The 23,861-nt window shown below is 38.2% G+C and carries 24 protein-coding genes and 3 pseudogenes; 19 read left to right on the top strand and 8 right to left on the bottom strand.

Annotated features, from left to right (window positions below; all coding sequences use genetic code 11):
- The first annotated feature begins 101 nt into the window (after positions 1-101).
- Positions 102-1,307 carry a hypothetical protein gene (locus tag ACE3RB_RS12450; RefSeq protein WP_374464503.1) on the top strand — a complete coding sequence of 402 codons (1,206 nt, stop codon included), beginning with the start codon at positions 102-104 and terminating at the stop codon, positions 1,305-1,307.
- 61 nt (positions 1,308-1,368) lie between these two features.
- On the opposite strand, the gene cobC is transcribed toward ACE3RB_RS12450, so the two are convergent.
- From cobC to cobT, 3 genes and pseudogenes are all read right to left on the bottom strand, one after another.
- A complete protein-coding gene (gene cobC / locus ACE3RB_RS12445) occupies positions 1,369-1,923 on the bottom strand; it encodes an alpha-ribazole phosphatase family protein (RefSeq protein ID WP_374464502.1) in 555 nt (184 codons plus the stop codon).
- Positions 1,908-2,696, bottom strand: a pseudogene (locus ACE3RB_RS12440) (adenosylcobinamide-GDP ribazoletransferase). The gene cobC and the pseudogene ACE3RB_RS12440 overlap by 16 nt, the downstream one beginning before the upstream one ends.
- Positions 2,697-3,701, bottom strand: coding sequence for a nicotinate-nucleotide--dimethylbenzimidazole phosphoribosyltransferase (gene cobT, locus ACE3RB_RS12435; RefSeq protein ID WP_374464501.1), 1,005 nt, complete (start codon positions 3,699-3,701; stop codon positions 2,697-2,699). It lies immediately after the preceding pseudogene.
- 275 nt (positions 3,702-3,976) lie between these two features.
- Here cobT and ACE3RB_RS12430 point away from each other — a divergent pair, with 275 nt between their 5' ends.
- The 3 genes and pseudogenes from ACE3RB_RS12430 to ACE3RB_RS12420 all read left to right on the top strand — a co-directional run bounded on the left by ACE3RB_RS12430 (position 3,977) and on the right by ACE3RB_RS12420 (position 6,363).
- On the top strand, positions 3,977-4,726 hold the full coding sequence (locus ACE3RB_RS12430; protein ID WP_374464500.1) for a DNA polymerase beta superfamily protein: 750 nt from the start codon (positions 3,977-3,979) through the stop codon (positions 4,724-4,726).
- 11 nt (positions 4,727-4,737) lie between these two features.
- A complete protein-coding gene (locus tag ACE3RB_RS12425; protein ID WP_374464499.1) occupies positions 4,738-5,265 on the top strand; it encodes a hypothetical protein in 528 nt (175 codons plus the stop codon).
- A 1-nt stretch (position 5,266) separates the two neighbouring features.
- Positions 5,267-6,363, top strand: a pseudogene (locus ACE3RB_RS12420) (DNA polymerase beta superfamily protein).
- Between the two features lie 111 nt (positions 6,364-6,474).
- Here ACE3RB_RS12420 and ACE3RB_RS12415 read toward each other — a convergent pair.
- A complete protein-coding gene (locus tag ACE3RB_RS12415; protein WP_374464498.1) occupies positions 6,475-6,816 on the bottom strand; it encodes a TfoX/Sxy family protein in 342 nt (113 codons plus the stop codon).
- Between the two features lie 162 nt (positions 6,817-6,978).
- Here ACE3RB_RS12415 and ACE3RB_RS12410 point away from each other — a divergent pair, with 162 nt between their 5' ends.
- From ACE3RB_RS12410 to ACE3RB_RS12395, 4 genes and pseudogenes are all read left to right on the top strand, one after another.
- A complete protein-coding gene (locus tag ACE3RB_RS12410) occupies positions 6,979-7,494 on the top strand; it encodes a DUF2975 domain-containing protein (protein WP_374464497.1) in 516 nt (171 codons plus the stop codon).
- A 1-nt stretch (position 7,495) separates the two neighbouring features.
- Positions 7,496-7,699 (top strand): helix-turn-helix transcriptional regulator, encoded by a 204-nt coding sequence (locus ACE3RB_RS12405; RefSeq protein WP_002980904.1) that lies wholly within the window; start codon positions 7,496-7,498, stop codon positions 7,697-7,699.
- 179 nt (positions 7,700-7,878) lie between these two features.
- Positions 7,879-8,750, top strand: a pseudogene (locus tag ACE3RB_RS12400) (ABC transporter ATP-binding protein).
- Positions 8,751-8,752: 2 nt separating this feature from the next.
- The gene (locus ACE3RB_RS12395; protein ID WP_374464496.1) at positions 8,753-11,989 is read left to right on the top strand and encodes a M1 family aminopeptidase; all 3,237 of its coding nucleotides are present in this window, start codon (positions 8,753-8,755) and stop codon (positions 11,987-11,989) included.
- Positions 11,990-12,135: 146 nt separating this feature from the next.
- On the opposite strand, the gene ACE3RB_RS12390 is transcribed toward ACE3RB_RS12395, so the two are convergent.
- Positions 12,136-14,391: a polyribonucleotide nucleotidyltransferase gene (locus tag ACE3RB_RS12390; protein ID WP_332389037.1), complete on the bottom strand. Its 2,256-nt coding sequence runs from the start codon at positions 14,389-14,391 to the stop codon at positions 12,136-12,138.
- A 438-nt stretch (positions 14,392-14,829) separates the two neighbouring features.
- Here ACE3RB_RS12390 and ACE3RB_RS12385 point away from each other — a divergent pair, with 438 nt between their 5' ends.
- From ACE3RB_RS12385 to ACE3RB_RS12375, 3 genes are all read left to right on the top strand, one after another.
- Positions 14,830-16,053 (top strand): MFS transporter, encoded by a 1,224-nt coding sequence (locus ACE3RB_RS12385; RefSeq protein WP_374464495.1) that lies wholly within the window; start codon positions 14,830-14,832, stop codon positions 16,051-16,053.
- Between the two features lie 18 nt (positions 16,054-16,071).
- Complete coding sequence (locus tag ACE3RB_RS12380; protein ID WP_374464494.1) at positions 16,072-16,251, top strand: hypothetical protein; 180 nt, start codon at positions 16,072-16,074, stop codon at positions 16,249-16,251.
- Between the two features lie 120 nt (positions 16,252-16,371).
- Positions 16,372-16,731 (top strand): DUF4260 domain-containing protein, encoded by a 360-nt coding sequence (locus ACE3RB_RS12375; protein WP_374464493.1) that lies wholly within the window; start codon positions 16,372-16,374, stop codon positions 16,729-16,731.
- A gap of 361 nt (positions 16,732-17,092) precedes the next feature.
- Here ACE3RB_RS12375 and rpsO read toward each other — a convergent pair whose 3' ends face one another.
- Positions 17,093-17,362, bottom strand: coding sequence for a 30S ribosomal protein S15 (gene rpsO, locus ACE3RB_RS12370; RefSeq protein ID WP_002980912.1), 270 nt, complete (start codon positions 17,360-17,362; stop codon positions 17,093-17,095).
- A gap of 173 nt (positions 17,363-17,535) precedes the next feature.
- Between rpsO and ACE3RB_RS12365 the strand changes: the two genes are divergently transcribed.
- From ACE3RB_RS12365 to ACE3RB_RS12330, 8 genes are all read left to right on the top strand, one after another.
- A complete protein-coding gene (locus ACE3RB_RS12365; protein ID WP_374464492.1) occupies positions 17,536-18,084 on the top strand; it encodes a pyruvate decarboxylase in 549 nt (182 codons plus the stop codon).
- 321 nt (positions 18,085-18,405) lie between these two features.
- The gene (locus tag ACE3RB_RS12360) at positions 18,406-18,546 is read left to right on the top strand and encodes a hypothetical protein (RefSeq protein WP_374464491.1); all 141 of its coding nucleotides are present in this window, start codon (positions 18,406-18,408) and stop codon (positions 18,544-18,546) included.
- A gap of 35 nt (positions 18,547-18,581) precedes the next feature.
- On the top strand, positions 18,582-18,728 hold the full coding sequence (locus ACE3RB_RS12355) for a hypothetical protein (RefSeq protein WP_374464490.1): 147 nt from the start codon (positions 18,582-18,584) through the stop codon (positions 18,726-18,728).
- Positions 18,729-18,877: 149 nt separating this feature from the next.
- Positions 18,878-19,027: a hypothetical protein gene (locus tag ACE3RB_RS12350; protein ID WP_002980915.1), complete on the top strand. Its 150-nt coding sequence runs from the start codon at positions 18,878-18,880 to the stop codon at positions 19,025-19,027.
- A gap of 17 nt (positions 19,028-19,044) precedes the next feature.
- Complete coding sequence (locus ACE3RB_RS12345) at positions 19,045-19,206, top strand: hypothetical protein (protein WP_002980916.1); 162 nt, start codon at positions 19,045-19,047, stop codon at positions 19,204-19,206.
- Positions 19,207-19,367: 161 nt separating this feature from the next.
- Complete coding sequence (gene mgtE, locus ACE3RB_RS12340) at positions 19,368-20,690, top strand: magnesium transporter (protein WP_002980917.1); 1,323 nt, start codon at positions 19,368-19,370, stop codon at positions 20,688-20,690.
- A 26-nt stretch (positions 20,691-20,716) separates the two neighbouring features.
- The gene (locus tag ACE3RB_RS12335) at positions 20,717-21,457 is read left to right on the top strand and encodes an ABC transporter substrate-binding protein (RefSeq protein WP_374464489.1); all 741 of its coding nucleotides are present in this window, start codon (positions 20,717-20,719) and stop codon (positions 21,455-21,457) included.
- A 45-nt stretch (positions 21,458-21,502) separates the two neighbouring features.
- Positions 21,503-21,970, top strand: coding sequence for a cupin domain-containing protein (locus tag ACE3RB_RS12330; RefSeq protein WP_374464488.1), 468 nt, complete (start codon positions 21,503-21,505; stop codon positions 21,968-21,970).
- 51 nt (positions 21,971-22,021) lie between these two features.
- On the opposite strand, the gene ACE3RB_RS12325 is transcribed toward ACE3RB_RS12330, so the two are convergent.
- Together ACE3RB_RS12325 and ACE3RB_RS12320 are read right to left on the bottom strand one after the other, a co-directional pair.
- A complete protein-coding gene (locus ACE3RB_RS12325; RefSeq protein WP_374464487.1) occupies positions 22,022-22,471 on the bottom strand; it encodes a GAF domain-containing protein in 450 nt (149 codons plus the stop codon).
- A gap of 12 nt (positions 22,472-22,483) precedes the next feature.
- Positions 22,484-23,861, bottom strand: a 1,378-nt coding sequence (locus ACE3RB_RS12320; RefSeq protein ID WP_374464486.1) for a TonB-dependent receptor, incomplete at its 5' end; no start/stop codon positions are given.

Here is a 23,861-nt window from a genome sequence, read left to right as displayed (position 1 = left end):
AATGATACGCAATTTTTAAAGTAAATATCTTTTTTTTATATTTGCGGCCTTAATTTGTAAAACTAATAATATCAAAAACACTTATGAAAAAAAGTCTATTTGTGAAAATTTTTTTATTTTTCATCTTATTTCTTACGCTCGCTTCTTGCGGATCAGACAACGGCAGGGATGAAGAAAATGGTACAACCAATAATGCCAATGCTTCTCCAAAAGTTGTGACCGGTAAACCTACTTTCAGTAATGCACAGTTCAAATTTGCGGGAACAGTAACCTCTTCCGGTTCCGGATATTCCAGACGTGGATTCTGCTGGGGGAAAAATATCAATCCTACAATCAGCAATTCGAAATTAATTGAAGAGTATACCAATGTGACAGGAGATTATCTTCTCACGGCAACTTACAGTTCTGATTTTGAAAAATCAACTACCTATTACGTAAGAGCATATGTTGCTGCCAATAACGGGGATATTATTTATGGTGATAATGTGACATTCGTTACGCCTGGAAAAATGGATATTACTTTCAAAATGGCTAAGGCAATATATACTACTTCAGCCACTTTAAGCACTGAAGATATTACAGTAAATTATCTTGAGCCTTTCTATCCTGATGAAAAAGGATTCTGCTACAGAACGAGTGCCGGGGTCAATATATCAAATGGTCAAATCATCAAAATATCAAATCCTAATGGTTATTCAGCGTACGAACTGGAAGCTACGGCATTACTTCCGAACACTACATACTATGTAAGATCTTATGTAAAAGAAGGTGCACAGGTATATTATTCGGACGAAAAGACATTTAAAACTGCCGGAGCCATTGGTGCTTCGGGTGGGTATGTTTTTTATGATAAAGGAGAGTTTACGGACGGCTGGAGATACCTGGAAGCAGCTCCTGCCAACCTTACCTATAATGGTTCTGATAAAATCAAATGGGGATGTTCATTTAACATCATTAATCAAACTCAGGCTGTAATGGGATCAGGACCAGCTAATACTGCAAGAATTATTTCTCAATGTTCAGATGCCAATTGTGCAGCAAGACTATGTGCTAATTACAGTGTAAATGGTGTTGGTAACTGGTTTTTACCCTCTGAAGAAGAATTAATGGCATTCTATAAGAGTTCCAAGAATGTTTACAATATTGCATCAAACCCGTGGAATGATGTATCTCAAAAGTACTATTGGAGCTCTACCGAAATACCGGGTGGTAATACCGCAAGAATTCTGGACGGATATGCTGGTTATATGTGGGAATATAATAAAGATTACAATATGGTAAGGGTAAGACCTTTCAGAAGATTTTAAAATATTAATAAAACAAAAGACCGCTACTTCAGCGGTTTTTTGTTTTATTCAATTAAGGTTTTTATGTATTTAAACTTTTAACTGAAAATAATCCGTTTTTAATTTTTATAACTGTTTTCTTCCCAAAGTCAATCTGAATATTGAACATATTTTCCAGTGGAAACTGAAGCACAGCCTGAAGTATCAAACGAATAACACCGGCATGGGTGATAATCAGAACTTTCCTGACATCATTTTTTTGAATCAGTTCACTCCAAAAGCTGAGAACGCGGGTATGCATTTCAAGGAGATTTTCTCCTCCGGCAGCTTTAATATTGACAAAATCTTTGTACCAGGGATTGATTTCTTCTTCCGGAATATCCGTCCATTTTTTCAGTTCCCAGTTCCCGAAATTCATTTCCCTGAGTCTTTCATCAGTGTGATAATCAAATTTAAAATAATCAGCTAACAAACGGCAACGCTCGGAAGGACTGGAAATAATTATATCAAAATTACAATCAATATCCAGCGATTTAAAATCTTCCATAAAATCCTTCCGCAAGGGCATTTCAGCAAATCCATAACACAGGTTTTCCGGATTTTCTACAGCGGTATGACGGATCAGATGAATTTCCATACGATAATTGTTCCTAGATAAAATAAAACTTCACAAACCTGCTGAACAGATCCCAGACAGTCTCCTGTATAACCGCCGATATGTTTTTTAAAATATCAGCCCATATATATTTTGCCAGCATAGGCCAATGCAAAAGCGAAAATCAATCTCCAGTCCGGGATCAGGGCAAAAGCTACCAGAACACTAATAAATCCTACCAGCAAAGCTGTTCCATCTAGGGGCTTATTGGCCAGAGGCTTTGATTTACTGACATCGATATCCGTAACATATTGGTGGGTATAAATCATCGTTCCCGAAATAAACCGGCTTACTGTATGGGCCAGAATAATGATTCCCAGCACTCTGACCGGTTGATCACTGATACTACCCAACGCCTGAATACTGTAAAATTTCAAGGCAAAAAGCAGGATAATTCCAATAGTTCCATATGCTCCTACCCGGCTGTCCTTCATAATGGTCAGAATTTTTTCTTTTCCGTATCCGCCCCCGAAGCTGTCACACATATCTGTAAAACCATCTTCATGAAAAGCTCCTGTCAGCAAAACACCGGCAATCATCATTAAAACGATCCCTACTTCCAGATTAAACAGTACTGTGGAAAGATAAAGCACTGCGGCGTTGATCAATCCTACCCAAAGTCCTACCCATGCAAAATATTTCTGGGATTTATTCATAATCTCACTGGAATACGGGACAGTAAACGGAACCGGAATTCTCGTAAAAAACATAAGTGCCGTAGCAAAGTAAATCAGTTCATTTTTTATGGCTTTCATTTAGTCTTTATTTGATACATGTGCTCCCTCAAAACTGGACATTTCATTCAGGAAATTAACGGCACTTTGAATAATCGGATACGCCAATGCACAACCTGTTCCTTCTCCCAGGCGCAGATTCAGATTGAGAATAGCCTGTTCTCTCATCAGTCCCAACAGCTGGGGATGGGCATTTTCATTGCTTACATGGCAGAAGATACAATTGTTCAGAATCTCTGGGTTCTTTTTCCAGACCGTGGCTACTGCTACCGTGGCTATAAACCCATCCACCATGATCAGCATATTATGATGATACGCTTCTCCTATGGCTCCGATCATTTGGGCTATTTCTAATCCTCCAAAGGTTTGGGCTATTTCATCTTCGGTCATTTCGGAAGGATATTTTTCAACCGCTTCCGTTAAGATATGTATTTTATTCTGCAGCTGATGGTCATTCAATCCGGTTCCACGCCCTACACAATGGGTAACCGGAATATCAAAGAGCTTGCTCATCATCAAAGAAGAAGCGGAAGTATTTCCAATTCCCATTTCTCCAAAGCCAATGATATTACAGCCTTTTTTCGCAATATCATTCACTACAGATTTTCCATTTTTAAGAGCCTGATGATATTCTTCAGGAGTCATCGCGGGTTCTTCCAGGATATTACGACTGGATTTTCTGACCTTTTTATCAATCAGATTCAGTCCTTCCGGGAAATCAAAATTCACTCCGGCATCTACAATTTTAATTGTAATACCATTCTGTCTGCAAAAAACATTGATGGCGGCACCTCCTCCTAAGAAATTCATCACCATCTGATAGGTGACTTCCTGTGGGTAGGCACTTACACCTGCAGTGGCAATTCCATGATCGGCCGCAAAAACTACCATATGAGGGTTCAGTAACTGTGGCGAAGTAGTCTTCTGAACCATTCCTATTTTGTGGGCCAGATATTCCAAATGTCCTAATGCACCTAAAGGTTTTGTTTTAAAATCAATTTTATGCTGTAATTCTGATGATAACATGGATGTTTATAGTTATGTTAAATGGAAAGTGCAATATTAGTGAAATAGAGAAGATTTCGTATGGTTTGTCTGGAGTTTTTATAAGCTGGAAGCCAGAAGCTGGAAGCTAAATATCTTCAATTTCAAACTCTCTGACCTTATAACTTTATTACCCTTACTCTCAAACACTCTCACTCTCCTACTCTCAAACCCGAAACCCGGATCTCGCAACAAAAAAAACAACGTAAGAACATTGCGCACTTCCCTCTTTACTTTGCCATATAAATCAAAAAACAATGACACCTAAAATACTTGAAAAAATAAAAGAAATAGAAGCAGCACGGGGCGTGGAAGTCCTTCTTGCAGTGGAATCAGGAAGCAGAGCCTGGGGTTTTGCATCTCCTGACAGTGATTATGATATACGTTTTATATACCGGCATGAAAAAGACTGGTACCTTTCTCCATGGGATAAAGATGAAACGATAGAATTTATGACAGAAGATGATCTGGATGGTTCCGGTTGGGATCTGCGAAAGACGTTTCATCTTTTATTGAAGTCAAATGCGGCTTTATTGAGCTGGTTTTATTCCCCTATCGTTTATAAAGCGGATGAAAAGTTTGTAGAACTGTTCAAACCTCTGGCAGATGCCTGTTTTTCTCCGGTTGCCGTTTCTTACCATTATCTGAGCATGAGCAAGAAATACCTGGAAGCCTGCAGAAGTGATGAAGTAAAATTAAAAAGTTACTTTTATTGCTTACGAACCACATTAACAGAAAAATGGATCATAGAAAAAGGAACAGTTCCTCCTGTATTATTCAGTGACCTGCTTGTTTTAACAGATGAAACCACCACACGGAAAATAGAAGATCTTGTTGCCTTAAAAGCAACCAAAGGAGAATCTTATTACCATCCTAACGATTGGGAACTTTTTGATTTTCTGGAGAAAACAATCGCTGAAAATGAAGAAAAATCAAAACATTTATCAGGAGGAAAGGCGGATAAAGGTGAGATGGAGAGGGTTTTTAGGGAGATATTAAGACATTAAATTTAAAATCCATGAAGAAAAAGAATTCTTTCATTGAACATTGCAGTACAATACAGTCAAAACACGGAATAATAATACCGGAAAACATCCGGAATTATTTTGCTACATTTCCTGAACAATCTGAAAATTTTTATTATCAGGCGCTCAAAAATGCTGATGATTACAAAATATTTTATACTAAGGAGTTTGTAGAGTTTGTTGTCACTAAATATATGGATACCAATACAAATTTTGAATTTCTTCAAAATATCCTTGATGAAGGAAATTATGAGTATTCATTACTTGAAAAAAAATTCATTTCTGAAAGTATTGATTTTTCATTCTTGAATGAATGCCTTCAGGAATTTAAAACTACTGCTTTTTATATTGGAATTTATACATTTGAAACGTGCGGAGGTGAAGAATTTCTGATTATAAATGGTGATAAAAAAGGATATATTGCAGGACGTTCCTATTATGGATTTGAAAAAAATGTGATTAACAATCTCACTATTAAATATCAAAAAATTGATTTTATCAAGAAATTACAATTTAAATAAAATGACCATCCAAAACCTAAAAAACAAAAACCTCCTTCTCTTCGAAGCCATTTCCGGAAGCCGGGCTTTCGGGTTGGCAACCGAGAATTCTGATACGGATATCCGTGGGGTGTATTATCTGCCGAAGGAAGATTTCTTTGGCCTGATTACATTCCCCAGATTTCCAATGAGACAAATGACATTACGTATTATGAAATCGGAAGGTTTGTAGAACTGTTGCAGAAAAACAATCCTAATATCCTGGAAATTCTGGCAAGTCCGGAGGATTGTATTCTGTATAAACATCCGCTGATGGATCTGCTGAAAACCGAAGATTTCCTGTCAAAACTCTGTAAAGATACCTTTGCAGGTTATGCGGTTTCACAGATTAAAAAGGCAAAAGGTCTTAATAAAAAGATCTTAAATCCGATCGATAAAGAAAGAAAGTCAATTCTGGATTTCTGCTTTATCCTGGAAGGACAAGGTTCTGTTTCATTGAAAAACTGGCTGAATGAATTTCCATCCTCTGGAGGGGTGTCCGTAGGACGGGGTGGTCTCTCACAGGAAAATTGCGGATTGGTAAACATTGATCATACAAAAGGAATCTATGCTTTATTTTATGATGAATCGGGAATTTTGGGATATAAAGGAATTATTCAGAATGAAGAGGCTAATCAGGTTTCTGTATCATCCGTTCCTAAAGATGAAAAACCAATCGCTTATCTGTTCTGCAACCTGGATGCCTACTCTGTTTACTGCAAAGATTACAGGGAATACTGGAAATGGGTGGCTGAGCGTAATGAGGACCGTTACAATGTCAACCAGACTCACGGGCAGAATTACGACAGCAAAAATATGATGTACACCATCCGGCTGCTGCAGTCATGCGAACAGATTTTTAAAACCGGTTCAATGACAATCCGTGTAGAAAACCGTGACGAACTGTTAGATATCAAAGCAGGTAACCAGTCGTATGAAAGCGTCATGGAAAAAGCAGAAAATCTGATACAATCTATAGAAAATCATTATTCTGCCACCACCCTGCCTGACTTTCCTGATTTGGATAAAACAACAAAAATATTAATTCAGATCAGAGAAAAACTGTATCATCATGAGTGATGAATGATAAATGATAAGTAGTGGGACTGTTGAATTGCCAATACTCCCACTCTCAAACTCTCAAACTCTCAAACTCAACCACCGCACCTCGAATCCCGAATCCAGCACCACTCACTTCTTCGAAGCCTTCGCCACCGGATTATAATCAAGACAGATTCTGATCCAGTATTCAAAATCATCTGGCTTTTGGAAACCTGAAGGTTCTATGTAACAATATCCTTTAAGCTGCTTTCCTTTCATAATCATCGGCAAAAAGCCTTTCTTCTCCGAAACCTCATCTTCCAGTTCAGGATCATAGCGGCACATCAGATTTTCATGGCTGATGTTGATACACATTTTCCCGTTCACCAGAAAAGACAGTCCGCTGAACATTTTTTTTTCTTCAATCTCCATATTGTTTTCCACGGAAAGCCGTTCACGTACCCGGTCGGCAAGTTCAGTACTGTAAGCCATGACTTTAATTTTTAGTTATTTAAAATTAATAAAAAACAGTGATGATCACGCTATTTCTTCGTTTTTAGTAATGGATTTCAATTTCAAAGAATAAATTTTTATTTAAATTAATTATTGTTTTACGATAATTAATTATACATTTGCAATATCAATATTCGTATCATGAATCAGACTAAAATTATTGCAAGAATTCTGTTTTATATCTGTTCCGTATTATCGGTGGGATATTTAATCACTGTGCTCTACTCTCTGATCTGCCTTATAACAGATTTTTCTGTTACGCCTTATGGAGACGGGAAATACCTTCATATCAATTATCCGTTTACAGAAAAAACTTTCCTGAATATTGACAACAGCTATCCGTATATCATCTTTTCATTTCTGTCTGTGCTTATCACATATGGAATCTTTTTCTGGTTGGCCGCCAGGGTTTTCAGAGTATTTTTTCAGCAGAAACTTTTTACACAGGATAATATACGGCAGCTGACGAGATTTTACCTGTATAATATTTTCATTCCTCTTCCCCTGGTGATTATCGCGAGTTTCTTTGTGGAAGTAGAAAGTATCATCTGGGGACTGGTGTTTATTCACTTTATGCTTGGAATTTTCTGCCTGTTTCTTGCGAATATCTTTAAGCAAGGACTACATTTGCAAAACGAACAAGACCTATTTATTTAACATGCCAATTATAGTCAACTTAGATGTGATGCTTGCCAAACGAAAAATGCAGAGTAAAGAATTGGCAGAAAAACTGGGTATCACTCCCGTTAACCTTTCTATCCTGAAAACCGGTAAAGCCAAAGGCGTCCGTTTCGATACCCTTGAAGCGATCTGTAAAATCCTGGAATGCCAGCCGGGAGATATTCTTGAATTTAAAGAGTAGCTGGGATTCGGGGTGCGTGTTGCGAGGTTTGAGAGTAAGAGTGTTTGAGAGTGGGAGTTTGAAACTTCACTTCTAACTTTCAGCATCCAGCTTCTAGCTTCCAACCACAAATTTTAAACTTTAAACCCAAAATTGCTGCCGAAAGGCCGCCAGTCCTTCTATTGCCCAAACACAACGTTATGAACACATTAACCATCAACAATCTTAGTCTCACCTATAAAAATGGTTTTCAAGCCATTAAGAACATTTCTCTTGATATCAAAAACGGAATGTTCGGGCTGCTTGGTCCGAACGGAGCCGGTAAATCCTCTCTGATGAAAACCATTGTCGGACTTCAGAAACCCACTTCCGGAACGCTGCTTTTCAATGATGTGGACATCGTTAAAAACCCTGATTATATTAAACAGAATCTGGGATTTCTTCCCCAGGATTTTGGCGTGTATCCGAAAGTGTCCGCGTATGATTTGTTAGAACATATTGCCATTCTGAAAGGCATTAACGATAAATATCAGCGTAAAAACCAAATTCTGGGTCTGCTTGAAAAAGTCAATCTTTCTGATTTTGCAAAAAAAGAAGTCCATACTTTTTCCGGCGGAATGAAACAGCGTTTTGGTGTGGCACAGGCCCTGTTAGGTGATCCGAAAATTATCATTGTCGATGAACCTACTGCAGGACTGGATCCCGAGGAACGCAATCGTTTCAATACATTGCTCAACGATATCAGTCAGGAAGTGATTGTTATTTTGTCTACCCATCTCGTGGAAGATGTCAGAAATCTCTGCTCGGAAATGGCGGTGATGAATCATGGACAGATTCTTCGAAAAGGAAATCCGGGAACATTAATTGCTGAACTGGAAAACAAAATATGGTCAAAACCTATCCAGAAAAATGAGCTGGAAACTTATGGTTCCAAGTATGAGATCATCAGCAGGCAATTGCTGGAAAGAGAACTTCATATTACCGTATTTTCTGAAGAGTCCCCGAAAGACTTCACCCCGTAACCCCTTTACTGGAACACGTTTATTTCCATACACTCATTCAAAAACCTTAACCATGAACACTTTATTTATATTCGAAGCCAGACGTAGTACCAACCACTGGCCTGCCTATCTAGTGGCTTTACTTTTAACAGGAATGGGTATTTTCTGCGGCAGCCAGTTCAATCTTTCAGCCGGGGAAGGAATTTATCTGAACTCACCTTACACTATCGGTTTTATGACCAGAATGCTGAGCCTTGCCGTTATTTTTTTCGCTATCGTTTATGCGTTACAACTGTTGTTCAGGGATCAGGATTCAAAATTTGACAGCATTCTGTTTTCTTTCCCCTTTTCAAAATTCACTTATCTGAAAGGGAAATTTTACGCGTATTTCCTTCAGACATTTTTAAGTTTTACTTTCTTAATGACAGGTTTTCTCCTGGGGCAGCTGATGCGTACAGGAAGTGAAATGCAGGAGTATTTTAATATCTTGTATTACCTGTACCCATTATTGATCTTCGGGGTAATCAACAGTTTCTTTATCTGCAGTTTTCTGTTCCTTATTTCATTTACAGTAAAGAAAAAACTGATGGTGGTAGCGGGCGGACTGCTTCTGTATGTATTGTATATGATCATTTTACTGTTTTCCAATTCTCCGTTTATGGCAGGAAGTCTGCCTCAGTCATTGGAAACACAGCAGTTTTCGGCTTTGATTGATCCGTTTGGATTATCAGCTTATTTTTTGCAGGCCGGCGGTCTTACAGTTCATCAGAAAAATATCCAGCTGGTCCCTTTTACGGGCTGCCTTCTGTTCAACAGGATCTTATTTTTACTGCTTTCTTTTGGATTTTTATTGCTATCTCTTGCATTATTTTCTTTCTCCAATACATCAGGACAGAGAGTAAAAACAAAGAGTAACCTTCAATCATTCTCTGAAACAGGTATATTGGAATATTCTATTGTTGCTCCAGACTTTAACTGGTGGTGCTCAATCCGGTCCGTATTATCTTTCGTAAAAACAGACCTTACCTATCTGTTCAAAAGCATTGCTGTTCCTGCGGTTTCCATTCTGCTGCTATTCTCAGTCGGAATGGAAATGTATGCTGAAATTGAAAAAGGAATCCGCCTTCCGCAGAAGTATGCAAGCTCCGGACTTATGGCAACAACCATTTCAGAGAATTTCCATCTGCTTGGCCTGCTGATTACGGCTTACTTTCTGAATGATATTTACTGGAGAAGCCAATCTTCCGGATTCAACCTGATTGAAAATAGTACTTTCTTTGCAAAAAACCGGTTAACTGGTCATTTTGTTTCGGTCAGTTTACTGCTGTTCTTCTTTACCGGGATTTTAATGGTTCAGGGAATTATTTTCCAGGCAGCTTATCAGTATTTTCATATTGATTGGAACGCCTATCTCGGTGTTTTCCTTTTCAATACTTTTCCTTTGATCTTATTTTCAGGGTTTATCCTGTTGATTAACGACAGAATTCCCAATAAATTTACAGGGCTGGGAATTTCCATTCTTGCTGTTTTCATGTTGTCAGGACCGGTTTCCGGGAAAATCATTTCTTATCCTCTTCTCAGAATATTTTCAGATTTCAAAGGGACTTACAGTGATTTTAACGGGTATGGAATTTATGAAAAAGCTTTTGCACAAAGGCTTGTATTCGGAGCAGGGATCATCAGTATGCTGTGGTTATTCAACAGTATTGTAAAGATTAAAAAAATACGTGTTTCCGCTTTGGCCTTCACTATCTTCCTGCTGATCTCAGGAATCATTGCCGGAATATTCTTTATGGAAGGATACGTTCCGAAAGATGAAACACAGAACATCTTAAGTTCTGTAGAATATGAAAAGAATTACCGGAAATATGAAAATATTCCGCAACCTGATATCACTGCTATTACTACAGAAATTAAGCTGTATCCTTCGGAAAATGCTTATCAGATCGCCGGAAAATATATACTTACCAACCAAACCAATCAACCCATTAATAAGATCCTTATCAATTTTAATAAAGATTTACAGCTTGAATCTGCCATAATGAGATCAGGAAATGAAAGAACAGAGATTCATCAAAACATCACGGAAGTTTCATTAAAACAAGCTCTTCTGCCGGGAAAAACCGCTTTTCTTGATTTTACATTATCTTATCAGTGGTTTGCTGTAAACGGACATCAGCCTTTTAATGCTATTATAAAAAACGGATCATTTATGAGAATCAGCAGGTATTTTCCTGTGATTGGTTATCAAAAAGATTATGAAATCCAGGATCAGAAACAGCGTGATCATTTCAATCTGGGAAAGCTCACCGGACTGAAAGAACCTGAAGTTCCTGAAGTGGAAAAAAAAGACTTTATCAACCTCAATATGGTTGTTTCTACCGAGGGGGGTCAAACAGCCATAGGTACCGGAGATCTGATAAAAAAATGGACAAAATCCGGGCGAAATTATTTCGAATATAAAGCAGAGCAGATTCCTTTCCGGTTTGCTGTTTCTTCTGCAGAATATAAAGTAAAAAGTATGAATTATAAAGGGATAGCCGTTACTGTCTTTTACCATCAAAAACATTCTGAAAACGTCAGCCATCTTCTTGAAAATGCTAAGCTTACCTTAGATTATTGCCTGCAGAATTTTGAACCATATCCTTTTAAAACCATCAGTTTTGCGGAAATTTCTTCTTTTACCCGGGGCTTTGCCGCTACGGCTTACCCTTCTGCTGTCTTTATGCCGGAAGATATGATTTTTCATGCCAATATACAGGCAGACAAGAAGCAGGATGTCATCAATGAGCTGGCCGGGCATGAGCTTTCCCATCTCTGGTGGGGAAACAGCCGGATTGATCCGGATGACCGGAAAGGCTCTGTGATGCTTACTGAAACGTTAGCGATGTATACGGAAATGATGCTGTATAAAAAAATGCATGGCAAAGAAAAAATGATGGAAAGAATCAAGGTACACCAGCAGATCTACAATAATGAAAAAGGACTGTCTGAGAATGTACCTATTTATAAAGCTACGGGAAATGTTCCTCACATTTCTTATTCCAAAGGTGCGATTGCCATGGTACAGTTGAGCAACCTGATAGGTGAAGATCATGTGAATACAGCCTTAAAAAATTTCCTCAGTAACAACCGGTATCCAAAGAAACCCACTTCATCAGACCTGATCCGCGAGTTTTACAAAGTTGCTCCCTCAACCCGAAAACAGATTGACAGGTTATTTAAAACTACAGAAGATATCATTTTTACTTCCGGTCCTGATACGGCTTCCACAGAGGCAAAACTAAAGGACCCAATTGACGGGTTTTAATTTTTTCTGAAAATATTTTTCAGGAATTTTAACAAAATAAAATGACTCACATCTTTAAAAATTACTTCAATGCTTTGCATTTCGCAATGACATAAAAGCAAAAATCCCTCAAACTGAGGGATTTTTTATATTAAGAATGAATCTTATTATGCTTCGTTAGAAGGAGTCTGGTTTTCCACCGGCTTTTCGCTTTGTGGTCTTTCACCTTGCGGCTTTTGTCCTTCAGGTCTTCTCTGTCCTTCCGGTCTGCCCTGCCCTTCGTGTCTTGGTTTCCCTTCCGGCTTCGGAGGTCTTGGTAAAAGCACTTTACGGGAAAGCTTCATTTTCTTACGGTCATCATATCCCATGAACTTCACCTCTACCTCATCACCTTCTGCATATGGAACTTTGTCAAGACGGGCCCACTCGATTTCAGAAATGTGAAGAAGCCCTTCTGTTCCTTTAGCAATCGCTACAAATGCTCCGAAATCCATTACTTTTACTACTTTACCTTTGTAAACTTCGCCTACCACCGGTACGAAAGTAATTTCATTGATCTTGGCAATAGCAGCATTGATTTTTTCTCTGTCTGTTCCTGCAATTTCGATACGTCCGATTTCTCCGATTTCCTCGATTGCAATAACAGTATCTGTATCTTTCTGTAACTGCTGAATAATTTTTCCACCAGGCCCGATAACAGCACCAATGAAGTCTTTCGGAATTTCCATTACCACCATTTTCGGAGCGTGAGGCTTCACGTCTGCTCTTGGCTGGGAAATCGTTTCTGTGATTTTATTCAGGATGTGTAATCTTCCGTCTTTAGCCTGCATCAACGCTTTTTCCATGATGTCCATAGAAAGTCCCTGGATTTTGATATCCATCTGGCAAGCTGTGATACCGTCTGCTGTACCTGTTACTTTGAAGTCCATATCACCTAAGTGATCTTCATCTCCTAAAATGTCAGAAAGTACCGTCCATTTTCCTGATTTTTTATCAGTGATAAGACCCATTGCAATTCCTGAAACAGGTTTTGTAATCTGAACCCCAGCATCCATCAATGCCAATGTACCCGCACAAACAGTCGCCATTGAAGAAGAACCGTTAGATTCCAGGATATCGGAAACAATTCTGATTGTATATGGATTTTCTGCAGGAATTACTGCTGTTAAAGCTCTCTGAGCCAAGTTCCCGTGTCCTACTTCTCTTCTTGAAGTACCTCTTAAAGGTCTTGCTTCACCGGTTGAGAACGGAGGGAAGTTATAATGTAAGAAGAATCTTTCATCATGCTGCGTGATTACGCTGTCGATCATGTTGGCATCCTTTACAGAACCTAGAGTTACTGCTGTCAACGACTGAGTTTCACCTCTTGTAAAGATCGCAGAACCGTGAGCTCCCGGAAGATAATCAATTTCTGACCAGATCGGGCGGATCGTCTGTGGATCACGACCATCAAGACGGATATTGTCTTCAAGGATCATCTGACGCATTGCTTCTTTCTCTACATCATGGTAATATACTTTTACGAAAGGAGTTACTCTTGCCAGTTCTTCTTCGTTATCAGCATACTGAGCTAAGAACTCTTCAAGAACTGCTTTGAATTTTTCTCCTCTTTCTTCTTTATTGGATGGAGTTTTCGCTACTTCATATACTTTATCATAGCACTCTTTCCATACTTTTTCACGAATTTCCTCATCGTGTTCTTCGTGATTGTATTCTCTTTTAGGGAAAGCCTTTCCAACTTTAGCGGCTAATCTCTCCTGAGCTTCGATCTGCTTTTTGATCTCCACGTGAGCGAAGTTGATTGCTTCAATCATTTCCTGCTCAGAAATCTCCTTCATTTCTCCTTCTACCATTACGATGGAGTCTTTAGTAGCTCCAACCATAATGTCGATATCAGCCTTCAATAAATTTTCATAGCTTGGGTTAACTGACAATTCTCCGTCAATTCTTACGACTCTTGCTTCAGACATTGGACCGTTGAAAGGAATATCTGTAATCGCAATAGCTGCAGAAGCTGCCAGACCTGCCAATGCTTCAGGCATTACTGCTTTATCGTAAGAAATCAATGAGATCATTACCTGTACTTCTGCGTGGAAATCTTCAGGGAAAAGAGGACGTAATACTCTGTCCACCAATCTCATGGTAAGCACTTCATCATCAGATGGCTTTGCTTCTCTACGGAAGAAATTTCCAGGAATTCTTCCACCTGCGTAGAACTTTTCTCTGTAATCTACCGTTAATGGTAAAAAATCTACACCAGGATTTGCTTCTTTGTTGGCTACAACTGTTGCTAAAAGCATTGTTCCGCCACATTTCACCACTACAGAACCGTCAGCCTGCTTAGCCAGCTTTCCCGTTTCGATAGTGATTTCCCTGCCGTCTGCAAGGGTAATCGTTTCTGTAAACGCTTGAGGTATACTCATAAATTTGCTTCTTTATACTCCGTATTGAGTATGATTAATATTTAAACTCTTTAAATTTTCGTCTGCAAAGGTACTATATAATAATGAAATATTAAATTTTTCGATTGCATAAATAGGCTCTTAAAATACAAAAAATTGGCTATCAATGGATGAAGATTTTACTATTTATACCTGAAATCCCGTCTTATTCATGATTTATGAAAATAAAAATCAGTTTTTTTGAAGATAATGTATTGAAAAACCCTGCTGTTTTTGTATTATTGTCTCAAAAAATGAAAATAAGGATCCGGATTGAAAAAATATCCGTTTCATTATAAAAACCAGTAAAAATTATTGCAAAGACATAGGCTGATGCCTATATTTGCCCTACTTCACCAATTACAATGCTGTAGGCTAAAAAAGTTAAGGAATTATCCTTATACAGATAAATACATGTTTATGATTAATAAAGAAGTACAATCCAAAGGCAGGAATTATACGGTTCCATTGATTACCATCACCCTGCTGTTTTTTATGTGGGGGGTCATCACCTGTATGAATGACATCCTGATCCCCTATCTGAAGCAACTTTTCAGTCTTACCTTTTTCGAATCCATGCTGGTACAGTTCTGTTTCTTCGGGGCTTACTTTATCGGATCTCTGATTTATTTCCTGATCTCTATCACGAAAGGAGATCCCATCAATAAATTAGGATATAAAAAAGGGATTCTTTTCGGAATTTTCCTGGCGGCGCTGGGCTGTGTACTGTTCTATCCGGCAGCTACATTTTCGTATTATCCGCTGTTTCTGGGAGCCTTGTTTATTTTAGGACTGGGCTTTACCGTACTGCAGATTACTGCCAATGCGTATGTTTCTTTGCTGGGAAGTGAAGAATCTGCCTCAAGCCGACTGAATATGACACAGGCATTCAATGCATTCGGGACAACCATTGCACCGGTGCTTGGGGGACATCTTATTTTTGAATTTTTCTCTTCTCCGGATGGGTCCTTCAGTGCAGTAGCCACAAGAATTCCTTACCTTATTTTCGCAGGAATCCTTTTACTGGTTGCTCTATTGATTTCAAGGGTTAAGCTGCCTTCATTCCAGATGGGTGAAGAAGAAGTGGTAAAAGGCTGGGGAGCACTTGAGTTCAGTCACCTGAAATTCGGGGTATTTGCGATGTTCTGCTATGTGGGCGGAGAAGTTGCTGTGGGAAGTTTTATCATCAGTTTCCTGGAGCAACCGCAGATTATGGGCTTTAATGAAATCATCAGTAAAAATTATCTTTCTCTGTATTGGGGAGGTGCTATGATCGGTCGTTTTCTTGGCGCCATCTCTTTGAATCAATCTTTAAGCCAGCAAAAAAAGGCAGTTTATATGCTGGGGGCAGCAGGAGCTGTTTTCCTTGTCATCTTCAGTATTGTGAACCTTACTTTTTCCCAGATCAGCTTTTTTCTGGTATTCATCGTTCTTAATTTCATTGCATTTTTTGTGGGTAAAGCGGCTCCGGCAAGAACGCTATCCATCTTTGCAGCGATCAATGTTGCTTTATTGATTTCCGCGATGGTGAATCATGGTGAACTGGCGATGTACAGTATTTTAGGAATCGGAATTTTCAACTCTATTATGTTTTCCAATATTTATACACTGGCTATTTCAGGATTGGGAAAATATACAAGCTAGGGATCTTCGTTAGTGGTAATGGCCATTTTAGGAGGAGCTATTGTTCCTATTTTCCAGGGATATCTTGCAGACAAGTTTGGGGTACAGCATTCATTTATTATTCCTGTATTCTGTTATCTGGTTATTCTGATCTTCGGGGCGTATTGTACCAAATATCTTGGTCATGTGGAAAGCACTGAAGCTAAGGCAGGTCATTAAAAATCAAATTATTAAAATATATAAGCGGAATATCTCAAAAGTATTCCGCTTTATTTTTTTATCACCCGAAATGTAACTTTACCCTCAAAAAAATGACTCATCTTACAGAACAGCATTATAATGAAAACACAATTACAGCTTGAATACGCAGCATTTCTATTGTTAGGAATCTATGCTTTTGCCCAGACAGGATATTCCTGGTGGTGGTTTGCCGGATTATTCCTTGCACCGGACATTTCCATGTTGGGTTATACGGTTAATAATAAAACGGGTGCTTTCTTTTACAATCTGTTCCATCATTTTGGAGTTGCCATTATCATTTATCTTGCGGGGACAGCTCTATCCCTCTCCTATTTACAAGTGGCGGGGGCCATCTTATTTTCCCATTCTGCTTTTGACAGAATTTTAGGATATGGTTTGAAATATCCGGACAGCTTTCAAAATACGCATTTGGGAAAAATTGGTAAGAAGGCTGGGTAGTTTAAAACCACCCCGTCAAAAATTCTTTGAATTTTTGCCACCCCACCGGAAGAGGGGAATTTTACTCCTTCACTTGGAATATTTGATCTATATTTTAATACTCTAATACTTCGACTGGATACTACCGAATGACAAACTGTATGGATAGATCAAGTTACTAATATGTCTCCGTAGGAATCTAAATATTCTTTCATTATAACATGAAATCAAAGATCTTAAGAAGCTTAAGTGCTCTTCTCAACCATTCAGTAACTTTTTAAAAAACTTTTTGTGCCTTTTGCGGTTAAAAATTCCTTGTTGTATAAAAACAAAAAAGCAACCTCTTTCGAAGTTGCTTTTTGTTTTTGAAAATCTTTATAGATTATTTTCTTAAACCTAGTTCAGCGATGATCGCTCTGTATCTTGCGATATCTTTATTTTTAAGGTAATCTAGTAATCTTTTTCTTTTACCTACCAATTTAACCAAAGATTTTTCAGTGTTGAAATCTTTGTGATTGCTCTTTAAGTGAGCAGAAAGGTGGTTAATTCTGAAAGTGAAAAGTGCAATTTGTCCTTCAGCACTTCCTGTGTCCTGTGCAGATTTTCCGTGTTTTGCGAAAATTTCCTGCTTTTTGTCTGTTGTTAAGTACATTCCAATATTGTTTAATGATTATTATGTAACGGGTGCAAAATTACGACTATTTTTTGATTCTGCAAACATTATTGATTTCATGAATCAAATTTGATAGAAAAAAATGTTAAAAATTTCTTAATAAATTGTATGCAATCCAACGAAAAGGCAGTAATTTTGCATTCGAATTACAAATGAAAAAAATTATATTCTTTGCAGCGGTCACTACTTTTTTATTCATCGGATTTACTTCGGTAAAAGCCCAGAAAAATACTGATGACAAAATTAAAAAAGTCCTTTACTTCAATCCCGAAGGAGAGCCGGATATTGATGAAATAAAAGATCCCACCAACAATGCATTCTTTGATGCCGTTACCGATAATTTCAGCGGCAGAAAAAATAAGATGCTTCGTGCCGAAGTTCAGATTCCCTTTGACAGCATAGACAAACAGACTATTGTAGACTACTGCCTTAATAATGATGCAGATTTTGCCATTGTTTCCAAAGTGAGATATTTCAAAGTAGGTTTTGGCAAATATGTTTTTTCCAATCAGGTAGTGGTAAGTATGAAATTATTTGGCGCCGATGGCAACCTGGTCGCTGAAACGGATCACGATACCTACCGGAAAAATATGCGTCTTCTCGGCTCTACCGTGAATTCTGTTAAAATAGGAACTGAAGGCGCTATAAAAGGAATCATCAAAAAACTGCGAAAACTGAAACCGACGGAAGCGGAGCTTTAAGATTCAAGGTTTAAGGTTTAAGGTTTAAGGTTTAAGGTTTAAGGTTGGAATATACAGCCTTTCATTATCAATGATCAATTTTGCTGCGCAAGTCAATGGTGAATTTTTATTCCTTTGTTCAATAGCTAACTTTTTAAAAAGTTTTTCCGTTCTACTATAAAAATTTTCACATTATATAAAAGCACTTGTTTACATCATAAACAGGTGTTTTTTCACGCAATAAATCACATAAACAACTGATTAACAATCAAATATTTTCACTAAATAAGGAATTATTAAATATTTTTTGCTATTTTAGTTTTACATTAAAACCAAAATCATATGAAAAATCTAAAGAAACTCAGTAGAGAAAAAGCAAAACAAATCAACGGAGGATCAATAGAAAGATGCAGTGACACTAATCCGTGTACTGTAGGATGGTGCTGTTTTGGTGTTTGTTCACCATTCATCTGCCTGGAGTAAAAAACTTTTAACTAACTCACTTAAAATCAAATCACATGAAAAATCTTAAAAAACTCAACCGACAAGAGCAAAAGGAAATCAAAGGCAGCGGGCCTTTCAAAAGATGTACAGAACATTTCGAATGTCCGGGCGGTTCATGTTGCCACAACACCTGTGTTGTCAATCCATGTCCTCTGGAATAATATATGATCATTATAGACACCTGCATTCGTAGGTGTTTTGTTTATATCATAAATAAAATATTGGTTTACAATAAAATATTTTCACTCACGATTGAATAATATAGAAATATTTATTATTTTAGTCTGACATTAATCTAAACTATAACTATATGAAAAATCTAAAAAAACTAAGCAGAAATGCTGCCAAAGAAATCAATGGCGGCTTAGGACCGTTCAGATGCAGTATAACAAGACCTTGCTCTGTTGGATACTGCTGTAACGGAGAATGTCTGGATCATGACTGTATGATAGAGCCTTAACGAATCTCTTCATCATTATGAAAAAATCACATCTTAAAAGACTCAACAGGCAGGAACAAAAAGGAATCATCGGAGGCGCAATAAAAAAATGTGGCGATGATTCGGATTGCGGACCTTACAATTGCTGTGTAAACAGTGTCTGCACCTTCATTCCTACTTCAGAATGCGGACCAATTTAAAAGAATATTGGACTTTAAATTTAATTTTTGAACATCTGCCCCGGCAGATGTTTTTTGTCTTATACAGAAGCATTAAAGTTTAATTAATCCTTAATTTTGCCACTTTATTGCTTAGTCTTAAAAATTTGAATTATTTTTGCATATCCAAAAAATTTCACGTTTTGAATTCTAGAGACGAACTTATCTTCAACCCTGCCGATATTGCCGAAACTCTCAGCGAACTACCTGCTGATGAGAGGCTGCTCGCGTTCCTGAAGGTTCCGAAAGAGTACAAAGCAGAAGTTTTTTCACACCTTGATCCTGATTTCCAGGAAGATACCATCAGAAGTATCGGAAGCGATGAAGTTTCTGAAATCCTGAATGCAATGACTCCGGATGACAGAACTGCTCTTTTCGAGGATTTTCCGGATGAGCTGATCAAGTATTCCATCAATCACCTTAACCCACAGGAAAGAAGAATTGCTTTAAAGCTTCTTGGGTATAACTCAGACTCTATTGCCCGTCTGATGACGCCTTATTATATTCAGATCCGTAAGGAATGGACGGTAAAAAGATGCCTGCAGCAGATCAAAAAGGTAGGAAAAAGAGTGGAAACCATGAACTATCTGTATGTGGTAGATGAAAGAAACCGCTTAATTGATGACCTTGCCATCGGAACTTTACTATTGGAAGAAGAAGACACCCTGGTTTCTGATATTACAGACAATCATTTCGTAGCGATTACCACTACAACTTCTAAAGAAGATGCGGTAACGTATTTCGAAAAGTATGACCGCGGTGCCCTTCCTATTATTACGGAAGCCGGTGTTCTTGTTGGAATTGTAACGATTGACGACATTCTCGATCAGATTGAGCAGCAGAACACGGAAGATATCCAGAAGTTCGGGGGATTGGAAGCACTGGACCTTCCCTATACGCAGACGTCATGGACCGAAATGATTAAAAAGAGAGCAACCTGGCTGATCATTCTATTTGTTTCGGAAATGCTGACCGCTTCTGCGATGGGATATTTTGATAAAGAAATTGAAAAAGCTGTTGTGCTGGCCTTATTTGTTCCATTGATCATTTCCAGCGGAGGAAATTCCGGATCACAGGCTGCAACGTTGATTATCCGTGCCATGGCGCTTCAGGAAATCAATCTGAAGGACTGGTGGTACGTTATGAGAAAGGAGATCATTTCCGGATTATGCCTGGGAGCAATTTTAGGAGTTATCGGATTTATACGAATCATGCTCTGGCAGCAGATTGGTCTTTTTGATTACGGCCAATACTGGGTATATGTAGGATTAAGTGTTTCTGTTTCCCTGATTGCGATTGTATTGTGGGGAACTTTATCAGGTTCTATGATCCCGTTTGTCTTAAAGAAATTAAAACTTGACCCTGCCACCTCTTCTGCTCCATTTGTAGCAACATTGGTGGATGTTACGGGACTTATCATCTATTTTACAGTAGCCGGACTTTTCTTAACCGGAAAACTTTTGTAATTTTAGGCATCATCTAACATGCCAATATGAAAATCGTTTCACTTGTACCTTCTATTACGGAGGCATTATTTGACCTTGGACTGACCGAAAATGAAGTGGTAGGAAGAACAAAATTCTGTATTCATCCTCAGGAAAAAATAAAAAATGTATCGGTAATCGGCGGGACAAAAAACATCAATATTGAGAAAATTAAAGCACTGCAGCCGGACCTTATCATTGCCAATAAGGAGGAAAACGTAAAAGACCAGGTGGAAGCTTTAATGGATGACTATAAAGTAATGGTGACCAATATTGACACCATTGAAGATAACTATTACCTTCTTAAAAATCTTGGAAAACTTTTCGGAAAAGAAGAGAAGGCCCAGCTTTACAATCTTAAAATTTATGACATCCTGAATCAGGCAAAGCTAGACAGTCCTGTTAAAGCAGCATATCTTATCTGGAAAAACCCTTACATGACGATTGGTTCAGATACTTTTATTCACAGAATCTTATCCGAAATAGGTTTTCAGAATATTTTCAGGGACAAAACCCGTTATCCTCAGATCACCACTGAAGATCTGGCGGATGCTGATGTCATTATGCTTTCATCTGAACCTTTTCCATTTAAAGAAAAACATATTGAGGAACTAAAGGTTTTCTATCCTGATAAAAAAATTATGATTGTAGACGGAGAAGCATTTTCCTGGTATGGAACCCATATTGCAAAATGTGAGCAGTATTTTAAAGAATTACTGGCAGAAATTCATATGATGCAGCAAAGCTGATTATTTTTAACCTTAAACACAGAACTTTAAATTTTAAACCCGCATATGTCCGATACCATTATATTATCTGAAGGAGCAGAATTTGATCACGTTATACAGGAAGTTTCTAAATACATACACCTGTATGTAATGGCATTTGAAAAAGAAGAAAGAACCGTCACGCGGGTAGATAAGCGCGAAAATATGTATGGCGGGAAGGGAGCGGTATATATGCTCCAGATGTTTGATCAGAAGGAACTGGCCAATAATCGTCTGGCCGCCTATATGGTTTTATTGAACAAAGGAGATGAATCCGGGTTTCATACCCATAATCTAAGAAATGAGCAGGAGCTGTATGTAGTTGTTCACGGGGCCGGAGAATATCGTGAAAGGACCGGAACGGAAGGACCCATCCGAAAGAAAATTCTTCACAAAGGGGATATTACAGCCATCAGTTCTACAGGATATCATTCTATAGAAAACACAGGAGATGAACCTTTAATTATGTTTGTGATTACGACCAACAATCCATAAAAAACTCCGGCTATCAAGCCGGAGTTTATATTATATCATTTTGAAACTGAATTACAAAATTTTGGCTACTTCGCCACAAAGCCATTCCAGCAATTCACGGTCTTCGTTGGTGAACGGATCAATGGTGTGAGAATCAATATCGATCTGACCGATATTTTTTCCGTCCTTAAAAATAGGAACTACAATTTCCGCCTTTGTATCGATAGAGCAGCTTAAATAATTGCTTTCTTCATGTACATCCGGAACCACAAAAGTCTCATTGGAAACCGCAACCTGGCCGCAAATTCCTTTCCCGTAAGGGATGATGGTATGATCTGTAGGTGCACCTACGTAAGGGCCTAAAATCAACTCGTTCTTATCTCCGTTTTTGAAATAGAAACCTGTCCAGTTGAAGTAGGAAATCTCCTGATCCAACAGGTGGCATACCTTTTCAAGCTTTTCTTCTGTATTATGTTTAGGACTTTCAAGAATTGAGGAAAGTCTTTTCTTTAATTCTGACATTGTATATATATTTTAAGAGAATTGTTTTAGGGAAAGCTCTTCCTTATATCCGAACATTCCACGCTCTTTAATCATTTCTGCTACGCCTTCCGGAACCTGTGTTTCCCAGCCTTTCACACAACATGCAATTTTTCTCAGTATCTCTCTGGAATAAATTTCAAGAAACTCCGGATTATAGTTGGTAATATCTACAATACGATTGTTATGTTTGAAATATTTGTATAATTCTTTCAGGTTTTCTTCTACTTTCAGGTTTGAAGAATCCAGCAACTGATGTGTTTCCGGATCTTTATAAGGATACAGGTAAACCCTCATCCCGTTTCTGAAAAATTTCCCGAATGCTTCCAGAATTCCTCCTGACAGATTTTTATAATATTTCTCATCGAATACCATCAGCAGGTTATTCACTCCCATTGCTACCCCGATATCCCCGCTTGTATAAGAAGCGAAATAATCGATCAGTCTGTAATATTCAGAGAAGTTTGAAATAATAACGGTATATCCCAGTTTGCCTAAAATATCCACTCTGTCAAGGAAATCCCTTTCATCAATATCTCCGTCCGCCCTCAGGTTGGAAATGGTGATTTCGATAAGGACTTCTGTTTCTTCATGGGTACAGGTGGCATCTTTGAAGAACATATCCATACCGTTTTTAAGCATGTCAATGTTTACTTTCGTTACCGGCCTGAAACTTCCTCTTACCGCAAAGATATTTTTCTTGTACAATACGTCTGCCGGCAGCATATTATTCCCCTGTGAATTGAAAATTACAGCATCCGTCATTCCGTTTTTCACCAGCTGAAGGGACATCAGCCTGTTATCTACATAAGCAAAAGCAGGCCCGCTGAAATCGATCATATCAATCTCCAGGTTATCTTTTGCGATATCGTCGTATAGAGATTCTACTAAAGTTCTTGGGTTATCAAAGTAATTGAAAGCTCCGAAAATAAGGTTTACACCAAGGTTACCTAATGTTTCCTGCTGAAGAGTAGCATCATTTTCCTTGAATTTTACATGGATAACGATCTCATTGTAATCTTCATTTTCTTTGGTCTGAAAACGGATTCCTACCCAGCCGTGGCCTTTTACAGTCTTATCAAAGTTGATGGTTGTTACTGTATTGGCATAAGAAAAGAATTTTCTATCCGGATTATTATCTCTTGAAATTCTCTCTTCAATCAAAGCGACTTCATACCGAAGCATTTTACGAAGTCTGTTCTGGGTAACGTACCTGTTTTTTACTTCTTTTCCGTAGATGGCATCACTAAAATCTTTGTCATAAGCAGACATTGCCTTAGCAATCGTACCGGAAGCTCCCCCTGCTCTAAAAAAGTGGCGAACAGTCTCCTGCCCTGCTCCAATTTCTGCGAAAGTACCATAAATAGTAGGA

Origin of the sequence: Chryseobacterium sp., assembly GCF_041914225.1 — a bacterium.
Taxonomy (GTDB): domain Bacteria; phylum Bacteroidota; class Bacteroidia; order Flavobacteriales; family Weeksellaceae; genus Chryseobacterium.
This window is presented reverse-complemented; position numbering and strand designations above follow the sequence as displayed.